The organism is Micromonospora sp. NPDC005553 (assembly GCF_042871765.1).
Lineage (GTDB): Bacteria > Actinomycetota > Actinomycetes > Mycobacteriales > Micromonosporaceae > Micromonospora.
Genome location: NZ_JBIAJD010000007.1, coordinates 54,381 through 76,483 on the forward strand (window position 1 = coordinate 54,381; position 22,103 = coordinate 76,483).

A 22,103-nucleotide genomic window follows, 5' to 3' on the forward strand; every position below is an offset into this window, starting at 1 on the left:
CCGGTACGCACCGGCCCTGCCCCGCAATCTCCGGGGTTTTCGCCCCACCACCTCGGGCACACCGCCCCGGGCACGACAGCGACCGCCTCGCGGTCCTCGAACGAAGGCGCAACCATGAGTGAGGCGAGTGTCGCCGTCCACGCCGACGCCGACCTGCTGGCGCAGGCAGTGGCGGCTCGGTTGCTGGTGAAGCTGCTCGACGCCCAGGCCGACCGGGGCGAAGCCTCGGTCGTGCTCACCGGAGGTCGGGTCGCGGCGGCCGTCTACCGGGCGGTGGCGACGCTGCCGGCCCGCGACGCGGTGGACTGGTCCCGGGTCGACGTGTGGTGGGGCGACGAACGGTTCCTGCCCGCCGGTGATCCGGACCGCAACGAGACGCAGGCCCGGGCCGCCCTGCTGGACGTGGTGCCGCTGAATCCGGCCAGGGTGCACGCGATGCCGGCTTCGGACGGCCCGGCCGGCAACGACCCCGAGGCGGCGGCTGCCGAGTACGCGCAGGAGCTGGCCCGCGCCGCCGGGCCCGGGCACGCCACACTGCCGCACTTCGACGTGCTGATGCTGGGCGTCGGCGAGGACGGCCACGTGGCCTCGGTCTTCCCCGAGCACCCGGTGGGCTACGAGACCCGGCCGGTGAGCGCGGTGCGGGGCAGCCCCAAGCCGCCGCCGACGCGGACCACCCTCACCCTGCCGGCGATCAACACCGCCGAGGAGGTCTGGCTGGTGGCCGCCGGCGCCGACAAGGCTCGCGCGGTGGGTATGGCGTTGGCCGGCGCAGGCCCGGTGCAGTTGCCGGCAGCCGGCGTGCACGGCGTGAACCGCACCCGCTGGTTGCTGGACCGGACGGCCGCAGCCGATGTGCCCGTCCGACTGCGCAGTCTGCGCTGAGCGGGCGGAGGAGCCCGCTACTCGCCGCGTCGACGGCGCAGTGCGGCGAGCGCCTCGGCGAGCAGGGCCTCTCCCTCCTCGGCGGTACGGCGCTCCTTCACGTACGCCAGGTGGCTCTTGTACGGTTCGGCGCGGACCCGACCTGGCGGGTTCTGGGCGTCCCGACCGGCGGGTAGGCCACAGCGGGGGCAGTCCCACAGGGGTGGCGGTTCGACGTCCGCGGCGATCCGAATGTCGACCCGGTGGTCGTTACGGCACCAGTAGGTGACGTCCTGTCGGGGGGCGGGTTGGTGCCGCTCGTCGGGGCGCATCGGTGCGGACCCGACCCGGGCTCCCCGGATAACGTTGCCATTCGGCACGGCTGCTCGCTCCTGTCGTCGGAGGGGACCCGCCGTCTTCGGGGGTGGAGCGGCGGGCGACGCGGTGCAGCGGAGAAAAGCCTGCGCGCGGCCCGTCGAGTGACGAACCGCGCGCAGATTGTACGACTTACTGAGCCTGCTCAGGCGCCGCTGTTCATTTGGAGGCGCAGCCAGAGCCCGAGCCCGATGATGGCGGCGAACCAGACGACGCTCACCAGAACGGTGTAGCGGTCCAGGTTCTTCTCGGCGACCGAGGAGCCGGCGAGGCTGGAGCTGACGCCACCGCCGAACATGCTCGACAGACCGCCACCCTTGCCACGGTGCAGCAGGATCAGCAGGGTAAGCAGAATGCTCGTGATGACCAGCAACACGATCAACGTGTATGCGAACCAGATCGGCATGGCTGGGGTCAGTTCCTCTCGTAGCGATCCTCGCCCGGTCTGATCGGGCACGGCGGCACCGACCGGCGGACGGGCGGTGTCAAGGATACCGAGCGATCAGCGGGCGAGGTGCTCCGGGAACCTGCAGATCTGAGCGAATTCCTCGGCGTCCAGGCTGGCGCCCCCCACCAGACCCCCGTCCACGTCCGGTTGGGCCATGATCGAGGCGACGTTGGACGCCTTGACCGACCCGCCGTAAAGAACCCGAACCTGGTCGGCGGTCTCCTGGTCGAAGCGTTGCGCCAGTCGCTGACGCACCGCCCCGCAGACCTCCTGGGCGTCGTCCGGGGTCGCGGTCTTGCCGGTGCCGATCGCCCAGACCGGCTCGTACGCGATCACGACCTGCCGCACCTGCTCGGGGGTGAGCCCGGCGAGGCCCCCGTCGAGCTGGTCGGAGCAGTGCGCCACGTGGGTGCCCTGCTCGCGGACGTCAAGCCCCTCCCCCACGCACAGGATCGGCGTCAGGCCGTGCGTCAGCGCCGCCTTGACCTTGGCGTTGACCAGCGCGTCGTCCTCGTGGTGGTAGGCCCGCCGCTCGGAGTGCCCGACCACCACGTACGTGCAGCCGAGCTTGGCCAGCAGCGGCCCGGAGATGTCCCCGGTGTACGCGCCGGACGCGTGCGGGGAGAGGTCCTGCCCGCCGTAGCCGATCAGCAGCTTGTCCCCGTCCACCGCGGTCTGCACGGTGCGCAGGTCGGTGAAGGGTGGCAGCACTACCGTCTCGACGGCGGTGAGCTGCTTCTCGGTGAGGCTCGCCGCCAGCTTCTGCACCAGCAGGTTGGCCTCGAGGTGGTTGAGGTTCATCTTCCAGTTGCCGGCCATCAACGGCCGGCGGGTGGTGCTCGACATTCAGTTCTCCAGGGCCGCGATGCCGGGGAGGGTCTTGCCCTCGAGGTATTCCAGGGAGGCGCCACCACCGGTGGAGATGTGCCCGAAGGACGACTCGTCCAGCCCCAGGGCACGGACGGCCGCGGCGGAGTCACCGCCACCGACGACGCTGAACGCGTCGGCCTTGGTGATCGCCTCGGCGATCCCCCGGGTGCCCGCAGCGAAGGCCGGCATCTCGAACACGCCCATCGGGCCGTTCCAGAAGATCGTCTTCGCCTGGGACAGCGCGGCGCTGAAGCCAGCCACCGTCTCCGGGCCGACATCCAGGCCGAGCCGGTGGCTCGGGATGCCGTCGACCCGCACCGTGTCGTGCGCCGCGTCCGGAGCGAACGCGTCCGCCACCACCACGTCGACCGGCAGCATGATCTTGCCGTCGGACCGCTCCAGCAGGTTGCGGCAGGTGTCGACCATGTCCTTCTCCAGCAGCGAGGTGCCCACCTCCAGGCCCTGGGCCTTGAGGAAGGTGAAACACATCCCGCCACCGATGAGCAGCCGGTCGACAGTGGGCAGCAGAGCCTCGATCACGGCGAGCTTGTCGGACACCTTCGACCCACCGAGCACCACGACGTACGGGCGCTCGGGGTCACCGGTGAGCTTGGAAAGCACCTCGACCTCACGCAGCACCAGCCGACCCGCGACGTGCGGCAACCGGGCCGGCACATCGAAGACGCTGGCGTGCTTGCGGTGCACGGCACCGAACGCGTCGTCCACGTACACGTCGCCGAACGCGGCGAGCTGGTCCGCGAAGGCGCCCCGCTCGGCCTCGTCCTTGCTGGTCTCGCCCGCGTTGAAACGCAGGTTCTCCAGCAGTGCGACCTGGCCGTCGGCCAGGTCGGCGACGGTGGCGCGGGCCGACTCACCCACGGTGTCCGTGGCGAAGTGCACCGGCGCCCCCAGCAGCTCACCGAGCCGCCCGGCGACCGGGCCCAGGCTGAACTGCGGGTCCGGAGCGCCCTTCGGGCGGCCCAGGTGCGAGCAGACGACCACCTTCGCGCCGGCCTCGACCAGCGCGCCGAGGGTCGGCAGCACCGCGCGGATGCGCCCGTCATCAGTGATCGCACCGGTCTGCTTGTCGAGCGGGACGTTCAGGTCGGCGCGCACCAGCACGCGCCGACCCGACACCCCCTCGGCGAGCAGGTCGTCGAGGGTCCGGATGCTCACAGCGACGAACCGACCAGCTTGACGAGGTCGACCAGGCGGTTGGAGTAGCCCCACTCGTTGTCGTACCAGCCGACGACCTTGACCTGGTTGCCGACGACCTTGGTCAGCGGCGCGTCGAAGATGCACGACGCCGGGTCGGTCACGATGTCGGTGGAGACGATCGGGTCCTCGTTGTAGACCAGGATGCCCTTGAGCGGGCCGTCCGCGGCGGCCTTCAGCGCGGCGTTGACCTCGTCCACGGTGGTCTCGCGACCGACGTTGACGGTGAGGTCGGTGACCGAGCCGGTCGGGATCGGCACCCGCAGGGCGTAGCCGTCGAGCTTGCCCTTGAGGTCCGGAAGGACCAGGCCGATCGCCTTGGCGGCGCCGGTCGAGGTCGGGACGATGTTCAGCGCGGCAGCCCGGGCACGACGCAGGTCCGAGTGCGGCGCGTCCTGGAGGTTCTGGTCCTGGGTGTACGCGTGGATCGTCGTCATCAGACCGTGCTGGATGCCGAACGTGTCGTGCAGGACCTTCGCCATCGGCGCGAGGCAGTTGGTGGTGCACGAAGCGTTGGAGATGATGGTGTGCTTCGCCGGGTCGTAGGTGTCGTGGTTGACACCCATGACGACGGTGACGTCCTCGTTCTTCGCCGGGGCGGAGATGATGACCTTCTTGGCCCCACCGTCGACGTGCGCCTTGGCCTTGGTGGCGTCGGTGAAGAAGCCGGTCGACTCGATGACGACGTCGGCGCCGACCTCGCCCCACGGCAGCTTCGACGGGTCCTTCTCGGCGTACGCCTTGATGGTCTTGCCACCGACGGTGATCTCGTCGGCGGTGGCCTTGACCTCGTAGGGCAGGCGACCCAGAATGCTGTCGTACTTGAGCAGGTGGGCAAGCGTCGCGTTGTCGGTCAGGTCGTTCACCGCCACGACCTCGATGTCGGCGTCAGACGCCAGCACTGCCCGGAAGAAGTTACGGCCGATTCGGCCAAAGCCGTTGATGCCAACCCGGATAGTCACAGGTTCCATCTCCTCGCGTTCTGGTCTGCCGGCCTCAGACAACGGGCCGGCGGAGTGGTGTGCGCCGACCGTTGGAGCCGGCCGCTGAAGGTTCGTCTCGGCCACCCCGCCGCGGTCTGAGGACCTGACCGCCCGAGGCGGTGCGCACGACGAGGCGTGCCTGTGTCGGCCCCCTTGCCGTACGCAGCGACCCTATCCGAGCGTGCGAGACCACGCTGCGCCGGGTCGTGCTCCCGGGCACACCGTGCGGCCCCACCGTCCTATCAGACCACGAGCATGTCGGGCGTGACGGCCGCTTCCGTATCCGGGATGCCAAGGTCGCGGGCCCGCTTGTCGGCCAGCGCCAGGAGCCTGCGGATCCGTCCCGCGATGGCGTCCTTGGTCAGCGGGGGGTCGGCCAGGGCGCCCAACTCCTCCAGGGACGCCTGCCGGTGCTCCAGGCGCAGCCGCCCGGCGTCGGTCAGGTGGTTGGGCGCCTCGTCGGCGAGGATCTCCAGCGCACGGGTGACCCGGGCGGCCGCGGCGACCGCCGCCCGCGCCGAGCGGCGCAGGTTGGCGTCGTCGAAGTTGGCGAGCCGGTTGGCGGTGGCCCGCACCTCGCGGCGTACCCGACGCTCCTCCCAGGCCAGCACGCTGGAGTGCGCGCCGATCCGGGTGAGCAGCGCGGCGATCGCGTCGCCGTCCTTGACGACCACCCGGTCCACCCCGCGTACCTCGCGGTTCTTCGCGGTGATGCCGATGCGGCGGGCCGCGCCGACCAGCGCCAGCGCGGACTCCGGCCCCGGGCAGGTGATCTCCAGCGCGCTGGAGCGGCCGGGCTCGGTGAGCGAGCCGTGCGCCATGAACGCGCCCCGCCACGCCGAGACCGCGCAGCAGACGTTGGCCGCCACCACGTGCGGGGGCAGCCCCCGCACCGGGCGACCCCGCACGTCGAGCAGGCCGGTCTGCCGCGCGAGAGCCTCGCCGTCCTTGACCACCCGCACGATGAAGTGGCTGCCCTTGCGCAGCCCACCGGAGGCCAGCACGTGGATCTCGCTGGGGTAGCCGTAGACCTCCGCGACCTCCCGGCGCAGCCGCCGGGCGACCGCCCCGGTGTCCAGTTCCGCCTCCACCACCACGCGGCCGGAGACGATGTGCAGCCCGCCGGCGAAGCGCAGCAGCGCGGCCATCTCCGCCCGCCGGCAGCAGGGCTTGGGCACGTCGACCCGACTCAGCTCGTCCTTGACCGCGGCCGTCATCGCCATTGTGCGTCCCCTCACGGACCTGTTCCGGCGTGTCGCCGGAGATTACGTACGTGTCTAACGATCGGCGCCCAGGACAGGCACCAGCGCGGCGCCCAGGGCAGCCGGATCATGGCGGGGAGTCCCGTCGACAACGGCGACGGGGGCGAGGACCAGGCGGGCACCCAGCGATTCTGCCGCACGTTCGACCGGTTCGGGGTCACCCACCGCCTTCGCGTCGGCGAGCACAAGATCGACCTTGAGTTCGGGCAGGTACCAGTGCAGTGCCGCGAGATGATCGGCGACGGAGAGCCCCAGGGTCTCCTTCTCCGCGGCGAGGTTCAGCGTGACCAGCCGCCGGGCCGAGGTGGACACGATCGCGTCGGCCAACTGCGGCACCAGCAGGTGCGGAAGCACACTCGTGTACCAGCTGCCCGGCCCGAAGATCAACCAATCGGCCGCCCGGATCGCCTCGATGGCCTCGGCGCACGCCGGTGGGGCGCTCGGGGTGAGGCGCAACGACTCGACCCGCCCGGTGGTCACGGCCACCTGGTGCTGGCCACTGACCGTGCACACGTCGTCCGGGGCGGCCGGGTCGGCACCGCGTACCCGCGCCTCGATGCCGACCGGCTGGCGGGACATCGGCAACACTCGACCCACCGCGCCGAGCATCGCGCCGGCGTGCTCCAGCGCCGCCACCGGGTCGCCGAGCAACTCCATGAGGCCGCAGAGCACCAGGTTGCCCACCGCGTGCCCGGTCAGACCGTCGGTGCCGGCAGACGCCCCGTCGGTGCCGCGCGGAGCCGCGCCGTCCCGGCCCGCGTCGTCGCCCGCCGCCAGGCCCCGGCCGGTCGCGCCGGATCCGGGTACGCCCACCGGCGCGGCGGCGAAGCGGTGCTGGAACAGCCCGGCGCTGCGCCGGGTGGCCGGGTGGTCACCGGCCAGGGCCACCAACGCCTGGCGCAGATCTCCCGGCGGCAGGCCACCCCGCTCGGCCCGCAACCGACCACTGGAACCACCGTCGTCACCCACCGTGACCACCGCGGTGATGTCGAGGTCGAGTTCGGGGGCGCAGTGGCGCAGCGCACGCAACGAGGCGGACAGACCGTGCCCGCCGCCGAACGCCACCACCCGCCGGGCCGTCATTCCCGCCCCAGGTCGCGGTGCTGGGCGTTCGCCGCCAACCCCGAGTGACGCAGTCGGCTGGCCAACTCCTCGGCGATGGCCACGCTGCGGTGCTTGCCGCCGGTGCAGCCCACGGCGACCGTGAGGTACCGCTTGCCCTCCCGCTCGAACCCGGTCGTGGTGGCGTTGACCAGGTCGGCGTACGAGGCGACGAAGGCGTCGGCGCCCTCCTGGCCCAGCACGTACGCGCTGACCGCCTCCTCCCGCCCGGTGTGCTCACGCAGCTCCGGCACCCAGTACGGATTGGGCAGGAAGCGGGCGTCCAACACGAAGTCGGCGTCCGGCGGCAGGCCGTACTTGAAGCCGAACGACAACACGGTGACCCGCAGCCGGCGGGCGTCCTCGCCACCGAACAGCTCCTCGATGCGGCGCCGGAGCTGGTTGACGTTCAGATGGCTGGTGTCGATGATCACGTCGGCCTGGTCACGGGCCTCCTCCAGCAGGCCACGCTCCACGGCGATGCCGTCGGCCAGCCGCCCGTCACCCTGCAACGGATGCGAACGGCGAACGCTCTCGAACCGCCGGATCAGCACCTCGTCGTCGGCGTCGACGAAGACCACCCGGGGCGAGAATCCGCGCTCCTTGAGCTCCCGGATCGCCCCTGCCAGGTCGGTGGAGAAGGCCCGCGACCGCACGTCCAGCACCATCGCGGTACGCCGAGCCGCTCCGCCCGCCTTGAACGCCAGCTCGGCCATGTCCAGCATCAGGGCCTGCGGCAGGTTGTCCACGACGTAGTAGCCGACGTTCTCCAACGCCCGGGCCACAGTGCTGCGGCCACCCCCGGAGACGCCGGTGACCACCACCAGTGTGGTCTCCGACTCAGCCGCCACCTGTTCGTCATTGGCATCCGGGCCGTCGATCCGGTCCCCGGCTGTGCGCGCCTCGCTCACCCGTACCCCCAAGCCGTGGCGCCGCGGCCGCCCTCGGCCGCGATTGGTCAATCAGCGACTCTATCCCGCCACCCGGTCGCCGCCCGGCACCCGTGGCCGCACGGCGCACACCGAGCGCCCGGCGGTCGCGCTCCCGACAGTGCGCGCACTTGATGACGATCAGTAACTGTCTATACGCTCCTTGCGATAACCGCAGGTCAAGGCCGATATCTGGGAGGGTGCGATGCACGACCTGGCGGACAAGAACAAGTACGTGGGCTTCCTGTTCATGCGGATCAACCCCGAGTACTTCGCCCTCGGACGTGAGGGCATCCACGAGATCTCCGCCGAGCACGCCCGTGATCTGGGCCGCTTCGCCAAGCAGCTCACCCACGTCGTCTGCACCGGGGTGAACGGCACGTACGACCAGGTCACCATGGTCGAGGCCGACACCCTGGAGGAGATCAACGCGGCGGCCACCGCCTTCCGCATGGGCAACAAGGCCCGCTACATCGAGATCGTCGACATCGTGATCGGGATGAAGGCCCCGCCACGCGGCCTGGCCAACCGGTCCAGCCAGCCCGGCTGACCGCCCCGCCCGTCCGGCCCACCCGACCCGGGTGCGCCGGGCGGGCGCTGTCGGGGTTGGCTCGTAGACTCCCCGGATGGCTTCTCCCACCGACCTGCGGGCCGCCTCCGACGCCCTGGACGTGCTGAGCCGGGTGTTCGGCTACGACGCCTTCCGCGGTTTCCAGCAGGACGTGATCGACCACGTGGTCGCCGGCGGCGACGCGCTGGTGTTGATGCCCACCGGTGGCGGCAAGTCCCTGTGCTACCAGATCCCGGCCCTGGTCCGCGACGGGGTCGCCGTCGTCGTGTCCCCGCTGATCGCGCTCATGCAGGACCAGGTGGACGCCCTCACCGCGGTCGGCGTACGCGCCGGGTTCCTCAACTCGACCCAGACCCTGGACGCCCGACGACGGGTGGAGGCCGCCTTCGTCGCCGGCGAGCTGGACCTGCTCTACCTCGCCCCGGAGGCGCTCGGCGTCCGATCCACCCTCGCCCTGCTCGACCGGGGCCGCATCTCCCTGTTCGCGATCGACGAGGCGCACTGCGTGTCCCAGTGGGGGCACGACTTCCGCCCCGACTATCTCGCGCTCTCGATGCTGCACGAACGCTGGCCGCAGGTGCCCCGCATCGCCCTGACCGCCACCGCGACCAGCGCCACCCGCACCGAGATCGCGACCCGGCTCAACCTCGACGACGCCCGGCACTTCGTGGCCAGTTTCGACCGGCCCAACATCCAGTACCGGATCGTGCCCAAGCGCGAGCCCCGCAAGCAGTTGCTGACCCTGCTACGCGACGAGCACCCCGGCGACGCCGGCATCGTCTACTGCCTGTCCCGTGCCTCGGTCGACAAGACGGCGGAGTTCCTCACCGCCAACGGGGTCGCCGCGCTGCCGTACCACGCAGGGCTGGACGCGGGCACCCGCGCCCGCAACCAGCAGCGCTTCCTGCGGGAAGACGGCCTGGTCATGGTGGCCACCATCGCCTTCGGCATGGGCATCGACAAGCCCGACGTGCGGTTCGTCGCGCACCTCGACCTGCCCAAGTCCGTCGAGGGCTACTACCAGGAGACCGGCCGCGCCGGCCGTGACGGTCTGCCGTCCACCGCCTGGCTGGCGTACGGGCTTCAGGACGTGGTCCAGCAACGCAAAATGATCGAGACGTCCGACGGGGACCTCGCCCACCGCCGCAACCTGGCCGCGCACCTGGACGCGATGCTCGCCCTCTGCGAGACGGTGCGCTGCCGGCGGGTCCAGCTGCTCGAATACTTCGGCGAGACGACGACGGCGGCGTGCGGCAACTGCGACACCTGCCTCACCCCACCGGAGACCTGGGACGGCACCGTCGCCGCCCAGAAGTTGCTCTCCGCCGTCTTCCGCCTCGACCGCGAACGCAACCAGCGCTTCGGCGCCGGGCACTGCATCGACATCCTGCTCGGCAAGCAGACCGACAAGATCAGCCAGTACGGTCACGACTCCCTGACCGTCTTCGGCATCGGCTCCGAGCTCAGCGAGGCCGAGTGGCGGGGCGTCGTCCGCCAACTGCTCGCCGAAGGGCTCCTCGCCGTCGAGGGCGACTACGGCACGCTGGCGCTGACCGAGGCGAGCGCCGACGTCCTCGCTCGCCGCCGTACGGTCACCATGCGTCGCGAGCCGGAGAAGCCGGCATCGAGCCGCTCATCGAAGCCGCGCGGCGCGTCCACCGTCGTGGCCGAGCTGACCCCGGCCGCCGCGTCGCTCTTCGAGCGGTTGCGAGCCTGGCGCGCGACCACCGCCAAGGAACAGGGCGTCCCGGCGTACGTCATCTTTCACGACGCGACACTGCGACAGATCGCCAGCGACGCGCCCAGCACGCTAGGTGACCTGTCCAAGGTCAGCGGGGTCGGCGAGAACAAACTCGCCAAGTACGGCGAGCAGATTCTGGCCGTCCTCGCCACCGACTGAGGTCATGACGAAGGGCCGGGCCCCGTGGTGGGGTCCGGCCCTTCGGTCATGTGGTGTGGTTCGGGTCAGCTGGTGGCGTAGCCGCGGGTGGCGATCCAGTCGGCGAGGTGTTCGACGCTGATCTGGTAGGCGGCCTGGTTGGGGTCGGCGGAGTCGGCGATGGTGACGGTGGTGCCGTTGTCGTGGTAGCCGACGACGCTGATGTAGTGCCCGCCTTCGTAGGAGTGGGTCACACCGTTGGTGTCGGTGCTGGTCCCGGCGATGTTCGCGACCACGGCCCTGCCGTCGTCAACCGTGCGGACGATGTCGGCGCGCAGTTGGTCGGTCTGCTTGGCATCGGCGTTCGGGGTGCTGATCTCGACGGAGCGGTAGGCGTCGTTCTTGCCGGTTTCCTTGTTCAGCACGGGGGTGATGTCGTTGATGGAGTTGGTGCCGGCCTCGGTGGTGCCCATCTCCTTGGCCATGTCATCGACGTTGATGTTCTTGCCCTGCACGCTCAGGGCGTTACGGGTCGCGGCGGGCCCGCAGTAGTAGAAGTTCGGCTGCGCTTCGTAGCGCACACCGAGTTCCCGCTCGCCGTGGCCGCCCTTGCGGTCGGTCTGCGTCTGCGTGGCCGGCTTGCCGGTGTTCGGGGCGGCGAACGCGGTGGTGACGGGGCCGGCGATGGCGCCGCCGGTGAACGCGAGGCCGGCGGCGGTCAGGGCGGTCTTACGGATCAGATCGGTACGCATGATGGCGTGCTCCTCTGCCTCAGGGGGATACCCACACCACACCAGGGGGGGTGAATGGTGGCGCGGGAAAGTTCGTCTGCCCGGCGACCCGCACGAGGGGGCCGGCGTCGGGACAGGGTGCAACGGGTGCCGGCGGCGGATCATTCCGCCTACCTGCGGGGGGCGGCCGTTGTGGTGCTCGGCCGTTCCGGGGTGTAACCGAGGCGACCTGCCGGGTGTTCCCGGGGGCTGCCATGTCCGGCCGTTGTGGTGCTCGACAGTGCGGGGATGTAACCGCAGTGGCCTGCCGGGTGTTCCCGGCGGCGGCCCGGCCGTTGTGGTGCTCGGCCGTTCCGGGGTGTAACCGCAGTGGCCTGCCGGGTCTTCCCGGCGGCGGCCCGGCCGTTGTCGTGCTCGGCCGTTCCGGGTGTAACCGAGGCGACCTACCGGGTGTTCCCGGGGGCCACCGCCCGCGCCCTACGACTCGAGGGTCGCGGTGGTCTGCCAGGTATAACGACCCCGGCCGGCCGCCGATTCCGCCGACCGGGTGGCCCCGACCACCCGACATTCATTCCGAACCCGACAAACCACCCGAACCGTCACCCTGCCGACCCCGACACGACGGCCGAAACCGCATGATCCACTCGGGTTCCCTGAAAACGCGGTGTCCCGAAGCCGGAGACCCCCCGACATCACGGAACCCGAGTCGATCAATGCTCGCGTGCGCCGTTCGTCCGTTGCGCCCCGGACCGGACCGGACCGGGGCGAGGCGAGGCGGGGCGGGGCGGACCGGGGCGGGTGCGGGGCGGACCGGGGAGCCCAGCGCAACGAGGCCACTAAACACTGTGGCGTTAGCACTGTGGCCGGCGGGTCGAACCGTGCTGGAGAAGGGGCTCCTAGTCGATCACCGTAGGTGGAGCGAGAAGATCGCACCGATCTTGCGCTTTCGGTTGTCGACATGGGTGGAATGTGGCTTGTGTCGTGACAGGAAGTGCAAGATCGCGGAGCAGGAGCAGGAGCAGGAGCGGCGCGGCGCGGCGAGGAGCGGCGCGGCGCGGCGAGGAGCGGCGCGGCGCGGGCGATCATGGAGTTGTGGTGCCCGGCTTGGCAGTTTGTGGGCGTTTTGTTGCCCACCACAACTGCATGATCGGCGAGGTGGCGCCGGTTGACGAGCAGTCGCTCCGCCTAACGCAATGGCGTTGACATCCAGGAACGAGCACGATCATGGGGGCTGCCGCCCATCACCGGAGCGAGCGAGGACAGCCAGCGCGCCCTGGGTGGCCGCCTCCGGCCCGGCAGCGAGCGAGCGACGGCGCTCAGGTGCTGGGCTTCGCGCCGTCGCCGGCCTTCGTGTCCTTGTCCAGCTCGGCCAGGATCGCCTCGGCGGTGCGCCGCCCCACCCCAGGCACCTCGGTGATCTCGTCGACCGTTGCTGCCGAGAGTCGCTTGAGCGAGCCGAAGTGCCGCAGCAGCGCCTTGCGACGTACCTCGCCCAGGCCGGGTACGTGGTCCAGCGCTGACTCGGTCATCCGCTTGGACCGGCGCTGCCGGTGGAAGGTGATGGCGAACCGGTGGGCCTCGTCACGCACCCGTTGCAGCAGGTAGAGCCCTTCCGAGGTGCGCGGGAGGATGACCGGGAACTCGTCGTCCGGGAGCCACACCTCTTCCAGCCGCTTGGCCAGCCCGCACAGGGCCACGTCGTCGATGCCGAGGTCGGCGAGGGCCTGCGCGGCGGCGGCGACCTGTGGGGCACCACCGTCGACGACCACCAACTGTGGCGGGTACGCGAATTTCCGTGGCCGGCCGGTGGTCGGATCGATCAAGACACCGACCTGGGGCTCGACCGCGTCCTGGGGGGCGGCCGAGTCGTCGGCCGACTCCACGCCCACCTCACCCGTCTCGGCCCTGGCGTCCAGGTAGCGGGCGAAGCGGCGACGGAGCACCTCGGACATCGCGGAGAGGTCGTCGGTGGCGCCCCGGACGATGAACCGCCGGTACTCGCTCTTGCGGGGCAACCCGTCCTCGAAGACCACCATGCTGGCGACCACGTCGGTGCCCTGGATCTGGGAGATGTCGAAGCACTCGATGCGCAGCGGCGAGGTGCTCATGCCCAGCGCCTCGCTGATCTCGTCCAGTGCCTTACCCCGGGTGGTCAGGTCACCGGAGCGCTTGAGCTTGTGCCGGGCCAGCGCGTCCTTGGCGTTGCGCTCCACCGTCTCCATCAGTGAGCGTTTGTCGCCACGCTGCGGCACCCGCAGCGACACCCGACTGCCCCGGTGGTTGGAGAGCCACTCGGCCAGCGCGTCGGCGTCCGCGGGCAGCTCGGGGACCAGTAGTTCCCGAGGCACGTCGGCCTCGCCGTGCTCGCCGCCGTACACCTGGGTGCAGAAGTGGTGCACCAGGTCCCCGGTGGTCAGCTCCTCGGTCTTTTCCACCACCCAACCGCGCTGGCCGCGGACCCGGCCGTCGCGGACGTGGAAGACCTGCACAGCCGCCTCGAGCGGGTCGTCGGCGAACGCGACGACGTCCGCGTCGGTGCCGTCGCCGAGCACCACGGTTTGCTTCTCCATGGCCCGGCGCAGCGCGGCCACGTCGTCGCGCAGGCGGGCGGCCCGCTCGAACTCCAGCTGCTCGCTCGCCTCGGTCATCTCACGTTCGATCTTGCGGACCATGGTGTCGGTGCGCCCGGCCATGAAGTCGCAGAACCCGTCGACGATGGCCCGGTGTTCGTCGGCGGAGACGGTGCCCACGCACGGCGCCGAGCACTTGCCGATGTAGCCCAGCAGGCAGGGGCGACCGACCTGGCCGGCCCGTTTGAACACCCCGGCGGAACATGTGCGCGCGGGGAACACGCGCAGCAGCAGGTCGAGGGTCTCCCGGATGGCCCAGGCATGCGAATAGGGACCGAAGTAACGCACGCCCTTGCGCTTGGCGCCGCGCATCACCTGCAGCCGGGGGTACTCCTCGTCGAGGGTGACAGCGAGATAGGGGTACGACTTGTCGTCGCGGTAGCGGACGTTGAACCGCGGGTCGTACTGCTTGATCCAGGTGAACTCCTGCTGGAGCGCCTCGACCTCGGTGCCGACGGTGATCCAGTCCACCGACTCGGCGGTGGTGACCATCTGCCGGGTGCGCTCGTGCAGGTTCCAGACGTCGCCGAAGTAGGAGTTGAGTCGGCTGCGCAGATTTCGCGCCTTGCCGACGTAGATCACCCGGCCGGTGCCGTCGCGAAAGCGGTAGACCCCTGGTAGCTCCGGGATGGTGCCGGGTGCGGGGCGGTAGGTCGAGGGGTCAGCCACGCCAACAAGCCTAGTCCGCAGCACCGACAGCCCACCGCAGGCGTGATCCACTCGGCGCCCCGGAAGTCGGGGTGTCGGCACACCGCCGACACCCCGACTTCCCGAACGCGGATCGATCCTTGCGACGCGGGGCCGACCGGCCGGTCAACGTGCGGACGGGTCAGCCCAGCGGCCCCGCGTCGGGTCAGGCCAGCGAGATCTGGTCGCCGGTGACCTTGATTTCCTTGGGCGGCAGCGGCTTGGTGGCCGGGCCGGCCTTCACCGAGCCGTCCTCGATCGAGAACTTGCTGTTGTGGCAGGTGCAGTTGATGGTGCCGCCGTCGACGTTCGTCACCGGGCAGTTCTGGTGCGTACAGATCGGGCTGAAGCCTTTGAACTGGCCGGCCGTGGGCTGGGTGATGACCACGCCCTGGGCGGCGAGGACCTTGCCGCCGCCGACCGGGATGTCGGCGGTGGTGGCCAGCGACTGGGCATCCTGCCGGTCACCGCCGCCAGCGTCGCCGGTGCTGGGTACGGCAGGGCCACCGCTTGTGGGCGCACCGCTGCTGCTGCCGCCGTCGTCACTGCCGCAGGCAGCCAGGACGACGGCCGCGCCGACCGCCCCGACGCCGGTGAGCAGGTTACGACGTGTCTGCGTACCTGGTCCGGTCAGCGCCTGATCGTCACTCATGCCTCGCCTCTCTCTAGCCCGCTGCCGGTCGAAGGCCGGCCACACTTCTCCACACGGGCAACTGTGCCGGATGGTTCACCACGGCATCCGCTCGACCCGACAAATGGGGTGGGGCAGGTCGTCATCCGACCCGCCCCACCCCATCAGCACGCGTAGTGAGGTCAGCGCGCGGCGGCCGGCACCTTGCGGCTGGCCCGCGCCTTGGTCACGCCGTTGGCCTTGGCGGCCCGGGTGGTGGCGGCAGCCGCACCCTTGGCCTTGCCGTCGAGCTTGAGCACCTGGCGCAGGAACTCGCCGGTGTGACTCTCGGCGACCTCGGCGACCTCCTCGGGGGTGCCGGTGGCGAGCACGGTGCCGCCACGGTGGCCACCCTCGGGACCCATGTCGATCAGCCAGTCCGCGGTCTTGATCACGTCGAGGTTGTGCTCGATCGTGATCACCGTGTTGCCCTTGTCGACCAGCCCCTCCAGCACCATCAGGAGCTTGCGGATGTCCTCGAAGTGCAGACCGGTGGTCGGCTCGTCGAGCACGTAGACCGTCCGCCCGGTGGAGCGCTTCTGCAACTCGGAGGCGAGCTTGACCCGCTGCGCCTCACCGCCGGAGAGGGTCGGCGCGGGCTGACCGAGGCGGACGTAGCCCAGGCCGACGTCGACCAGGGTCTTCAGGTGCCGGTGGATGGCCGGGATCGCGGAGAAGAACTCGGCGGCCTCCTCGATCGGCATCTCCAGCACGTCCGAGACGGTCTTGCCCTTGTAGTGCACCTCCAGGGTCTCCCGGTTGTACCGGGCGCCCTTGCAGACCTCGCAGGGGACGTACACGTCGGGGAGGAAGTTCATCTCGATCTTGATCGTGCCGTCACCTGAGCACGCCTCGCAGCGCCCGCCCTTGACGTTGAAGGAGAACCGACCCGGGCCGTACCCGCGCACCTTCGCCTCGGTCGTCTCGGCGAAGAGCTTGCGGACGTGGTCCCAGACGCCGGTGTAGGTGGCCGGGTTGGAACGCGGCGTACGACCGATCGGCGACTGGTCCACGCCGACGACCTTGTCCACGTGCTCCAGCCCGGAGACGCGGGTGTGCCGGCCGGGCACCAGCCGGGCGCCGTTGATCTGGTTGGCCAGCACCGCGTACAGGATGTCGTTGACCAGCGTCGACTTGCCCGAGCCGCTGACCCCGGTGACAGCGATCAGCTGGCCCAGCGGGAACGAGACGGTCAGGTTGCGCAGGTTGTGCTCCCGCGCGCCGTGCACCACCAGCTCGCGGGCCGGGTCCTGCGGCCGGCGGCCCGTCGGCGTCGGGATCGACCGCCGACCGGACAGGTACGCCCCGGTGATCGACTCCTTGTTCTTCAGCAGCGCCGGCACCGAGCCGCTGTGCACGATCTTGCCGCCGTGCTCACCCGCGCCGGGACCGATGTCGACGATCCAGTCGGCGGTGCGGATGGTGTCCTCGTCGTGCTCCACCACGATCAGCGTGTTGCCGAGCCCACGCAGCCGGATCAGGGTCTCGATCAGCCGGTGGTTGTCGCGCTGGTGCAGCCCGATCGACGGCTCGTCGAGCACGTAGAGCACGCCCACCAGGCCGGAGCCGATCTGGGTGGCCAGCCGGATGCGCTGTGCCTCGCCGCCGGAGAGCGTGCCGGCCGGGCGGTCCAGGGAGAGGTAGTCCAGGCCGACGTCGAGCAGGAACCGCAGCCGGGCGTTGATCTCCTTGAGGACCCGCTCGGCGATCATCTTCTGCCGGTCGGTCAGCTCGATGCCGGCGAGCAGGTCGGCGCACTCCCCCACGGACAGGTTGCAGACCTCGGCGATGCTCTTGCCCGCGAGGGTGACCGCGAGGACTTCGGGCTTGAGCCGGGCACCGCCGCAGGCCGCGCACGGCACGTCGCGCATGTAGCCCTCGTACTTGTCGCGGGACCACTCGGACTCGGTGTCGGAGTGCCGGCGCTCGATCCACTGCACCACGCCCTCGAAGCCGGTGTAGTAGGAGCGCTCGCGGCCGTACTTGTTGCGGTAGCGCACGTGAACCTGGTCGTCGGAGCCGTGCAGGATCGTCTTCTGTGCGCGCGCCGGCAACGCCCGCCACGGGGTGTCGATGTCGAAGTGCTGGGCCTCGCCGAGGGCCTCCAGCAGGCGCAGGAAGTATTCCAGGTTGTGCCCGGTGGACCAGGGCTGGATGGCGCCCTCACGCAGGCTGCGCTCCGGGTCGGGGACCAGCAGCTCCGGGTCGACCTCCTTCTTGGTGCCCAGGCCGGTGCACTCCGGGCAGGCGCCGTAGGGCGCGTTGAAGGAGAAGACCCGAGGCTCGAGATCCTCGATGGCGAGCGGGTGGTCGTTGGGGCAGGCCAGGTGCTCGGAGTAGCGGCGCTCGCGGTCCGGGTCGTCCTCGGGAAGGTCGACGAAGTCGAGCAGGACCAGGCCGCTGGACAGGCCCAGGGCGGCCTCGACCGAGTCGGTGAGCCGCTGCTTGGCGCTCGGCTTGACGGTGAGCCGGTCGATCACCACCTCGATGGTGTGCTTCTCCTGCTTCTTGAGCTTCGGCGGCTCGGTCAGCGGGTGCACCACGCCGTCGACCCGGGCCCGGGCGTAGCCCTTGCCCTGGAGCTCGGCGAAGAGGTCGACATATTCGCCCTTGCGGCCACGGATCACCGGGGCGAGCACCATGAACTTGGTGCCCTCGGCCATGGCGAGGACCCGGTCGACGATCTGCTGCGGGCTCTGCCGGGAGATGCGCTCACCACAGACCGGGCAGTGCGGCTCACCGATGCGGGCGTAGAGCAGACGCAGGTAGTCGTAGACCTCGGTGATGGTGCCGACCGTCGAGCGCGGGTTGCGCGAGGTGGATTTCTGGTCGATCGAGACGGCCGGGCTCAGGCCCTCGATGAAGTCGACGTCTGGCTTGTCCATCTGGCCGAGGAACTGCCGGGCGTACGACGAGAGCGACTCGACGTAGCGGCGCTGCCCCTCGGCGAAGATCGTGTCGAAGGCCAGGCTCGACTTGCCCGACCCGGACAGCCCGGTGAACACGATGAGCGCGTCCCGGGGCAGGTCGAGACTGACGTCACGCAGGTTGTGCTCGCGCGCGCCACGGATGATCAGTCGGTCGGCCACGGTGCGTGTACTCCCGGGAGAAGACGAAGCAAAGGATCTGTCCCGCTCTGGGTGGTCTTGAGCGGTCGTGCGGGCGCGGAAAACACGCCTCGGCAACTCTAGCCCCGAGGTACGACACTTTCCCTCGCCCGCACATTCCCCCAGCTCAGCCCGGTCGGCCGCGCCGCCCGGGAGCCCGGTCGGCCGCGCGCCGGCGGGCGCCCGGTCAGTAGCCGCCGGGCGCCGGCGGACGCGCGGCCCGACGCCGGGCCGAACGCCACCCGCCGCGTCGCTCCGCCGCCACCCGGGCCTCCCGCCGTCGGCTCTCGTGGGCCACCTCGCCCTGCAGCCGCCGCCAGCTCTCCCACCGACGGGTGGAGAGCTCGCCGGTGTGCACCGCCTCCCGGACCGCGCAGGCCGGCTCGCCGTCGTGACCGCAGTCGGCGTACCGGCAGCCCTCGGCCAGCCCGGCGATGTCGGCGAACGCCCGGTCGAGCCCGGCCGCGCCGTCCAGCAGGCCGACCGCCCGGACACCGGGCGTGTCGATCACCGCACCGCCATCGGGGATCGGTACGAGCGCCCGCCAGGTGGTGGTGTGCCGGCCCTTGCCGTCGACGCGCCGGATCGCCTGGGTGGGCATCATCACCGCCCCGACGAGAGCGTTGACGAGGCTCGACTTGCCAGCACCGGACGGGCCGAGCAGACCGAGCGTGCGGCCGGGCGTCACCTCGGCGCGCAGCGGTGCCAGCCCGAGGCCACGTTCGGCGCTGACCGGCAGCACCGGCACCCCGGGCGCGACGGCGGCCAGCTGGCGGGCCAGCGCGGCCGGGTCGGCCGCGAGGTCCGCCTTGGTCAGTACGACAAGTGGCCGGGCGCCGGACTCGTGGGCCAGGGAGAGCAGCCGCTCGATCCGGCCCACGTCCGGCTCGGGGTGCACCGGCTCCACCACGGCGGCGGCGTCGAGGTTGGCGGCCAGCACCTGACCACTGGCGTCCTTGCCGGCGGTACGTCGGATCAGCGCGCCCCGCCGTGGCAGCACCGCCTCGACGGTGACGCGGCGGTCCGGCCAGTGGGTGAGCAGCACCCAGTCCCCGGCGCAGGGCAGCGCGGACGGGTCCCGGGCGGCGACGGTCAGCACCGCCCCACCCAGACTGGCCCGGACCGGGCCACCTGCGGTGAGCACCGTGCAGACCCCCCGGTCCACCCGGGCCACCCGACCCGGCTGGTGCTCGCCGCGGCGCGCGGCGTACGCCGTCCGCTCGGCATCCCAGCCGAGGGCGGTCAAATCGATCGTCATGGCATCCTCATCGGTGTCGAAGCTGGTGATGGCGGAACACGCGTGCCACGTCCGGCATGATCACCACCTCCGTCCGATGTCCCGGTGCCGCGTCTGCCGCTGACGGTAGGTCGCGCGCCGACGCGCCGAAAGCGATTTCCCCGGCGACGGCGCGACGGCGGACCGCTAGGGTCGACGGGTGACCACGGATCCGCTGTTGCTGATGGGCGAGGTGGACGCGGCCACCAGGCGACTACTGCGTACCGCCGCTTCTTTCGACGCCGCGGACCTGGCCGCCGCGTCGCTGCTGCCGGGCTGGACGCGTGGCCACGTCCTGGCGCATGTGGCGCGCAACGCCGACGGTTTCGTCAACCTGCTCACCGCGGCCCGCACCGGGGCGGCGCTGCCGATGTACGCCTCGCTGGACGCCCGCACCGCCGACATCGAAGCCGGTTCGAGCCGGCCACCGGCCGCGCACCTGGACGACCTGCGACGCACCGCGGACCTGTTCGCCGAGGCGGTCGCGGCGATGCCGGCCGACGCCTGGGCGGCGACGGTGCAGGCGCGTAAGGGTCCCTGGCCGGCGGCGCTGCTGGTATGGGGTCGACTGCGGGAGATCGAGGTGCACCACCTCGATCTGGCCGCCGACTACCGGGCCGCGGACTGGTCGGAGACGTTCGCCCACCGACTGCTGCGGGAGGCGGCCAGTCATCACGCCATGGGGCCGACACCGCCGTCGATGGTGCTGCGCCTCGACGGCAGTGAGCACGAGGTGGTGATCGGGGAACGCGTGAGCGCACCGGTCGTCGCCGGCCCCGCCCCCGACCTCGCCGCCTGGCTGATCGGCCGCGCCGACGGCACCCTGCTCTCCGTCACCCCTGACGGTCCCCTGCCTACTCCACCGGAATGGATATAGAAACGTCATGACATACAGCGGAGACGTCACGCACGGCGGCCCACCGGCGGTTCGGGAGCTGGACGGGCTGACCATCAGCAAGCTGTCGGTGGGTCCGATGGACAACAACGCCTACCTGCTGCGCTGCACGGGCACCGGTGATCAGGTGCTCATCGACGCCGCGAACGAGGCGCCCCGGCTGCTCGAGCTGATCGGTGACGGTGGGCTCACCGCAGTGGTGACGACCCACCAGCACATGGACCACTGGGTGGCGCTGGAGGAGGTCGTCGCCAAGACCGGCGCCCGGACGTTGGTGCACGCCGATGACGCGTCGGGGCTGCCGATCGAGGCGGAGCGGCTGGCCGACGGCGACACCGTGGCGGTCGGCGACTGCGCGTTGGAGGTCATCCACATCAAGGGGCACACCCCGGGTTCGATCGCGCTGCTCTACCGCGACCCGTCCGGCACCCCGCACCTCTTCACCGGCGACAGCCTCTTCCCCGGCGGGGTGGGCAACACCGACAAGGACCCGGAGCGCTTCGCGGCGCTGATCGGTGACGTCGAGCACAAGCTGTTCGACCAACTCCCGGACGACACCTGGTTCTACCCGGGCCATGGCAAGGACAGCACCCTGGGCGCCGAGCGCCCCGCCCTCCCCCAGTGGAAAGCCAGAGGCTGGTAACCCACCACCCAACCAGGGTCACCAACCGCTGACCGAGAACCACCAAGATCCAGAAACCCGACGACGGCGGCGGCACCCCCGCACGACCCGGAACCACGACGGGGGCGGGGGCCCGCCGTGCCCGGCGCAGGGATCAAGCCTGACCGCCCGGAGCCGGGCACGGCGGGCCCCCGCCCCACCCACCGCAACCCGGCTCCCGAACCAGGCACGGCGCGAGCCCCTCACCCACCGCAACCCGGCCCCAGCACCCCCAGAACAAAGACAGACTCAGCCAACGACGGCGAACAACCGCCGCCGCGCCCCCAGCAACGCGACGGAGGCAAGCACCAGCCCGACCCCCATCGTGACCAGCAGAGGGCTGGGGTCGCCCGGCAGCAGCGCGGCCACCGACCGCGACGCGGTGCCCAGGGCGAGGTAGAGACCGGCCCAGGCGGCGGCGCCGATCGTCGCGCAGCCGAGAAATCGGCGGTACGACATCCGCAGCCCGCCGGCGGCCAGTGGCAGCAACGCGTTGAAGACCGGCAGGAACGGTGCGACAACCATCATCCGGCCGCCGCCGCGACGCAGGATTCCTTCGGCCGCTGTCCAGCGGGCCTCGCCGATCCAGCCACCGATGCGGCTGTCGCGCAGTCGGTCGGAGTAGCGACGGCCGACCAGGAAGCTCAGTGACCAGCCGGCCAGGCAACCGATCAGCACCGCGGTGAAGGTGGCCAGCCCGGTGCTCGGGCGGCCGACGCCGACGGCGGCGAGGATCGCGACGTCGCCGGGGACCAGGACACCCAGCAGGGGTACGGCGTCGAAGAGCATGACGAGCCCGAGCGCGCCCATCAGCAGCAGAACCGGTAGTTCTCCGATCTGGGCCAGCCATTGCGTCATACGTCGACGCTATGGCCGTGGCGCCACTTCGGACATCCGGTCGTAGCCCTCAGTGACCCCTGGTATCCGCCTCGGGGTCGCCCCTGAGTCG

The 22,103-nt window shown here is 70.9% G+C and carries 19 protein-coding genes; 5 read left to right on the plus strand and 14 right to left on the minus strand.

Annotated elements, in window-relative coordinates; genetic code table 11:
- Window positions 1-114: 114 nt before the first annotated feature.
- Entirely contained in the window at window positions 115-885 is a 771-nt protein-coding gene (pgl, locus tag ACFYPG_RS26980; RefSeq protein ID WP_355009944.1) for a 6-phosphogluconolactonase, read from the plus strand.
- Between the two features lie 17 nt (window positions 886-902).
- On the opposite strand, the gene ACFYPG_RS26985 is transcribed toward pgl, so the two are convergent.
- The 8 genes from ACFYPG_RS26985 to rapZ all read right to left on the minus strand — a co-directional run bounded on the left by ACFYPG_RS26985 (window position 903) and on the right by rapZ (window position 7,999).
- A complete protein-coding gene (locus ACFYPG_RS26985) occupies window positions 903-1,244 on the minus strand; it encodes an RNA polymerase-binding protein RbpA (RefSeq protein ID WP_124853953.1) in 342 nt (113 codons plus the stop codon).
- A gap of 140 nt (window positions 1,245-1,384) precedes the next feature.
- Window positions 1,385-1,645, minus strand: coding sequence for a preprotein translocase subunit SecG (secG, locus tag ACFYPG_RS26990; protein WP_121653040.1), 261 nt, complete (start codon window positions 1,643-1,645; stop codon window positions 1,385-1,387).
- Between the two features lie 96 nt (window positions 1,646-1,741).
- Complete coding sequence (gene tpiA, locus ACFYPG_RS26995; RefSeq protein ID WP_355009943.1) at window positions 1,742-2,533, minus strand: triose-phosphate isomerase; 792 nt, start codon at window positions 2,531-2,533, stop codon at window positions 1,742-1,744.
- Complete coding sequence (locus ACFYPG_RS27000; RefSeq protein WP_355009942.1) at window positions 2,534-3,733, minus strand: phosphoglycerate kinase; 1,200 nt, start codon at window positions 3,731-3,733, stop codon at window positions 2,534-2,536.
- Window positions 3,730-4,734, minus strand: coding sequence for a type I glyceraldehyde-3-phosphate dehydrogenase (gene gap, locus ACFYPG_RS27005; RefSeq protein ID WP_124853956.1), 1,005 nt, complete (start codon window positions 4,732-4,734; stop codon window positions 3,730-3,732). Before gap ends, ACFYPG_RS27000 begins: the two co-directional genes overlap by 4 nt.
- Before the next feature lie 263 nt (window positions 4,735-4,997).
- Complete coding sequence (gene whiA, locus ACFYPG_RS27010; protein ID WP_210785006.1) at window positions 4,998-5,978, minus strand: DNA-binding protein WhiA; 981 nt, start codon at window positions 5,976-5,978, stop codon at window positions 4,998-5,000.
- Window positions 5,979-6,032: 54 nt separating this feature from the next.
- Window positions 6,033-7,100, minus strand: coding sequence for a 2-phospho-L-lactate transferase CofD family protein (locus ACFYPG_RS27015; RefSeq protein ID WP_387354272.1), 1,068 nt, complete (start codon window positions 7,098-7,100; stop codon window positions 6,033-6,035).
- Window positions 7,097-7,999, minus strand: a complete 903-nt coding sequence (gene rapZ / locus ACFYPG_RS27020) for an RNase adapter RapZ (protein WP_355009982.1) — start codon at window positions 7,997-7,999, stop codon at window positions 7,097-7,099. Before rapZ ends, ACFYPG_RS27015 begins: the two co-directional genes overlap by 4 nt.
- 253 nt (window positions 8,000-8,252) lie before the next feature.
- Between rapZ and ACFYPG_RS27025 the strand changes: the two genes are divergently transcribed.
- Together ACFYPG_RS27025 and recQ are read left to right on the plus strand one after the other, a co-directional pair.
- Complete coding sequence (locus ACFYPG_RS27025) at window positions 8,253-8,597, plus strand: hypothetical protein (protein WP_355009940.1); 345 nt, start codon at window positions 8,253-8,255, stop codon at window positions 8,595-8,597.
- Window positions 8,598-8,673: 76 nt separating this feature from the next.
- Window positions 8,674-10,518, plus strand: a complete 1,845-nt coding sequence (gene recQ, locus ACFYPG_RS27030) for a DNA helicase RecQ (RefSeq protein WP_387354273.1) — start codon at window positions 8,674-8,676, stop codon at window positions 10,516-10,518.
- Between the two features lie 65 nt (window positions 10,519-10,583).
- Here recQ and ACFYPG_RS27035 read toward each other — a convergent pair whose 3' ends face one another.
- The 5 genes from ACFYPG_RS27035 to rsgA form a co-directional block, all read right to left on the minus strand.
- On the minus strand, window positions 10,584-11,249 hold the full coding sequence (locus ACFYPG_RS27035) for a C39 family peptidase (RefSeq protein ID WP_387354274.1): 666 nt from the start codon (window positions 11,247-11,249) through the stop codon (window positions 10,584-10,586).
- A 1,295-nt stretch (window positions 11,250-12,544) separates the two neighbouring features.
- Window positions 12,545-14,527 (minus strand): excinuclease ABC subunit UvrC, encoded by a 1,983-nt coding sequence (gene uvrC, locus ACFYPG_RS27040; protein ID WP_387354275.1) that lies wholly within the window; start codon window positions 14,525-14,527, stop codon window positions 12,545-12,547.
- Between the two features lie 184 nt (window positions 14,528-14,711).
- The gene (locus ACFYPG_RS27045; protein WP_355010215.1) at window positions 14,712-15,197 is read right to left on the minus strand and encodes a Rieske (2Fe-2S) protein; all 486 of its coding nucleotides are present in this window, start codon (window positions 15,195-15,197) and stop codon (window positions 14,712-14,714) included.
- A gap of 161 nt (window positions 15,198-15,358) precedes the next feature.
- Window positions 15,359-18,304, minus strand: a complete 2,946-nt coding sequence (gene uvrA, locus ACFYPG_RS27050) for an excinuclease ABC subunit UvrA (RefSeq protein ID WP_355010216.1) — start codon at window positions 18,302-18,304, stop codon at window positions 15,359-15,361.
- A 205-nt stretch (window positions 18,305-18,509) separates the two neighbouring features.
- Complete coding sequence (gene rsgA, locus ACFYPG_RS27055; protein ID WP_387354276.1) at window positions 18,510-19,580, minus strand: ribosome small subunit-dependent GTPase A; 1,071 nt, start codon at window positions 19,578-19,580, stop codon at window positions 18,510-18,512.
- A gap of 178 nt (window positions 19,581-19,758) precedes the next feature.
- Here rsgA and ACFYPG_RS27060 point away from each other — a divergent pair, with 178 nt between their 5' ends.
- Window positions 19,759-20,475 carry a maleylpyruvate isomerase family mycothiol-dependent enzyme gene (locus tag ACFYPG_RS27060; RefSeq protein ID WP_387354277.1) on the plus strand — a complete coding sequence of 239 codons (717 nt, stop codon included), beginning with the start codon at window positions 19,759-19,761 and terminating at the stop codon, window positions 20,473-20,475.
- A gap of 7 nt (window positions 20,476-20,482) precedes the next feature.
- Window positions 20,483-21,136 carry an MBL fold metallo-hydrolase gene (locus tag ACFYPG_RS27065; protein ID WP_387354278.1) on the plus strand — a complete coding sequence of 218 codons (654 nt, stop codon included), beginning with the start codon at window positions 20,483-20,485 and terminating at the stop codon, window positions 21,134-21,136.
- Between the two features lie 267 nt (window positions 21,137-21,403).
- Here ACFYPG_RS27065 and ACFYPG_RS27070 read toward each other — a convergent pair whose 3' ends face one another.
- Entirely contained in the window at window positions 21,404-22,012 is a 609-nt protein-coding gene (locus ACFYPG_RS27070) for a VTT domain-containing protein (RefSeq protein WP_357230442.1), read from the minus strand.
- Window positions 22,013-22,103: the final 91 nt, after the last annotated feature.

What these genes read in the sequence shown, in the direction of transcription:
- pgl (WP_355009944.1), top strand. Translation starts at nt 115, where the DNA reads ATGAGTGAGGCGAGTGTCGCCGTCCACGCCGACGCCGACCTGCTGGCG.
- recQ (WP_387354273.1), top strand. Translation starts at nt 8,674, where the DNA reads ATGGCTTCTCCCACCGACCTGCGGGCCGCCTCCGACGCCCTGGACGTG.
- secG (WP_121653040.1), bottom strand. Translation starts at nt 1,645, where the DNA reads ATGCCGATCTGGTTCGCATACACGTTGATCGTGTTGCTGGTCATCACG.
- rsgA (WP_387354276.1), bottom strand. Translation starts at nt 19,580, where the DNA reads ATGACGATCGATTTGACCGCCCTCGGCTGGGATGCCGAGCGGACGGCG.
- ACFYPG_RS27015 (WP_387354272.1), bottom strand. Translation starts at nt 7,100, where the DNA reads ATGACGGCCCGGCGGGTGGTGGCGTTCGGCGGCGGGCACGGTCTGTCC.
- ACFYPG_RS27070 (WP_357230442.1), bottom strand. Translation starts at nt 22,012, where the DNA reads ATGACGCAATGGCTGGCCCAGATCGGAGAACTACCGGTTCTGCTGCTG.
- tpiA (WP_355009943.1), bottom strand. Translation starts at nt 2,533, where the DNA reads ATGTCGAGCACCACCCGCCGGCCGTTGATGGCCGGCAACTGGAAGATG.
- ACFYPG_RS27025 (WP_355009940.1), top strand. Translation starts at nt 8,253, where the DNA reads ATGCACGACCTGGCGGACAAGAACAAGTACGTGGGCTTCCTGTTCATG.
- ACFYPG_RS27035 (WP_387354274.1), bottom strand. Translation starts at nt 11,249, where the DNA reads ATGCGTACCGATCTGATCCGTAAGACCGCCCTGACCGCCGCCGGCCTC.
- ACFYPG_RS27045 (WP_355010215.1), bottom strand. Translation starts at nt 15,197, where the DNA reads ATGAGTGACGATCAGGCGCTGACCGGACCAGGTACGCAGACACGTCGT.
- whiA (WP_210785006.1), bottom strand. Translation starts at nt 5,978, where the DNA reads ATGGCGATGACGGCCGCGGTCAAGGACGAGCTGAGTCGGGTCGACGTG.
- ACFYPG_RS27065 (WP_387354278.1), top strand. Translation starts at nt 20,483, where the DNA reads ATGACATACAGCGGAGACGTCACGCACGGCGGCCCACCGGCGGTTCGG.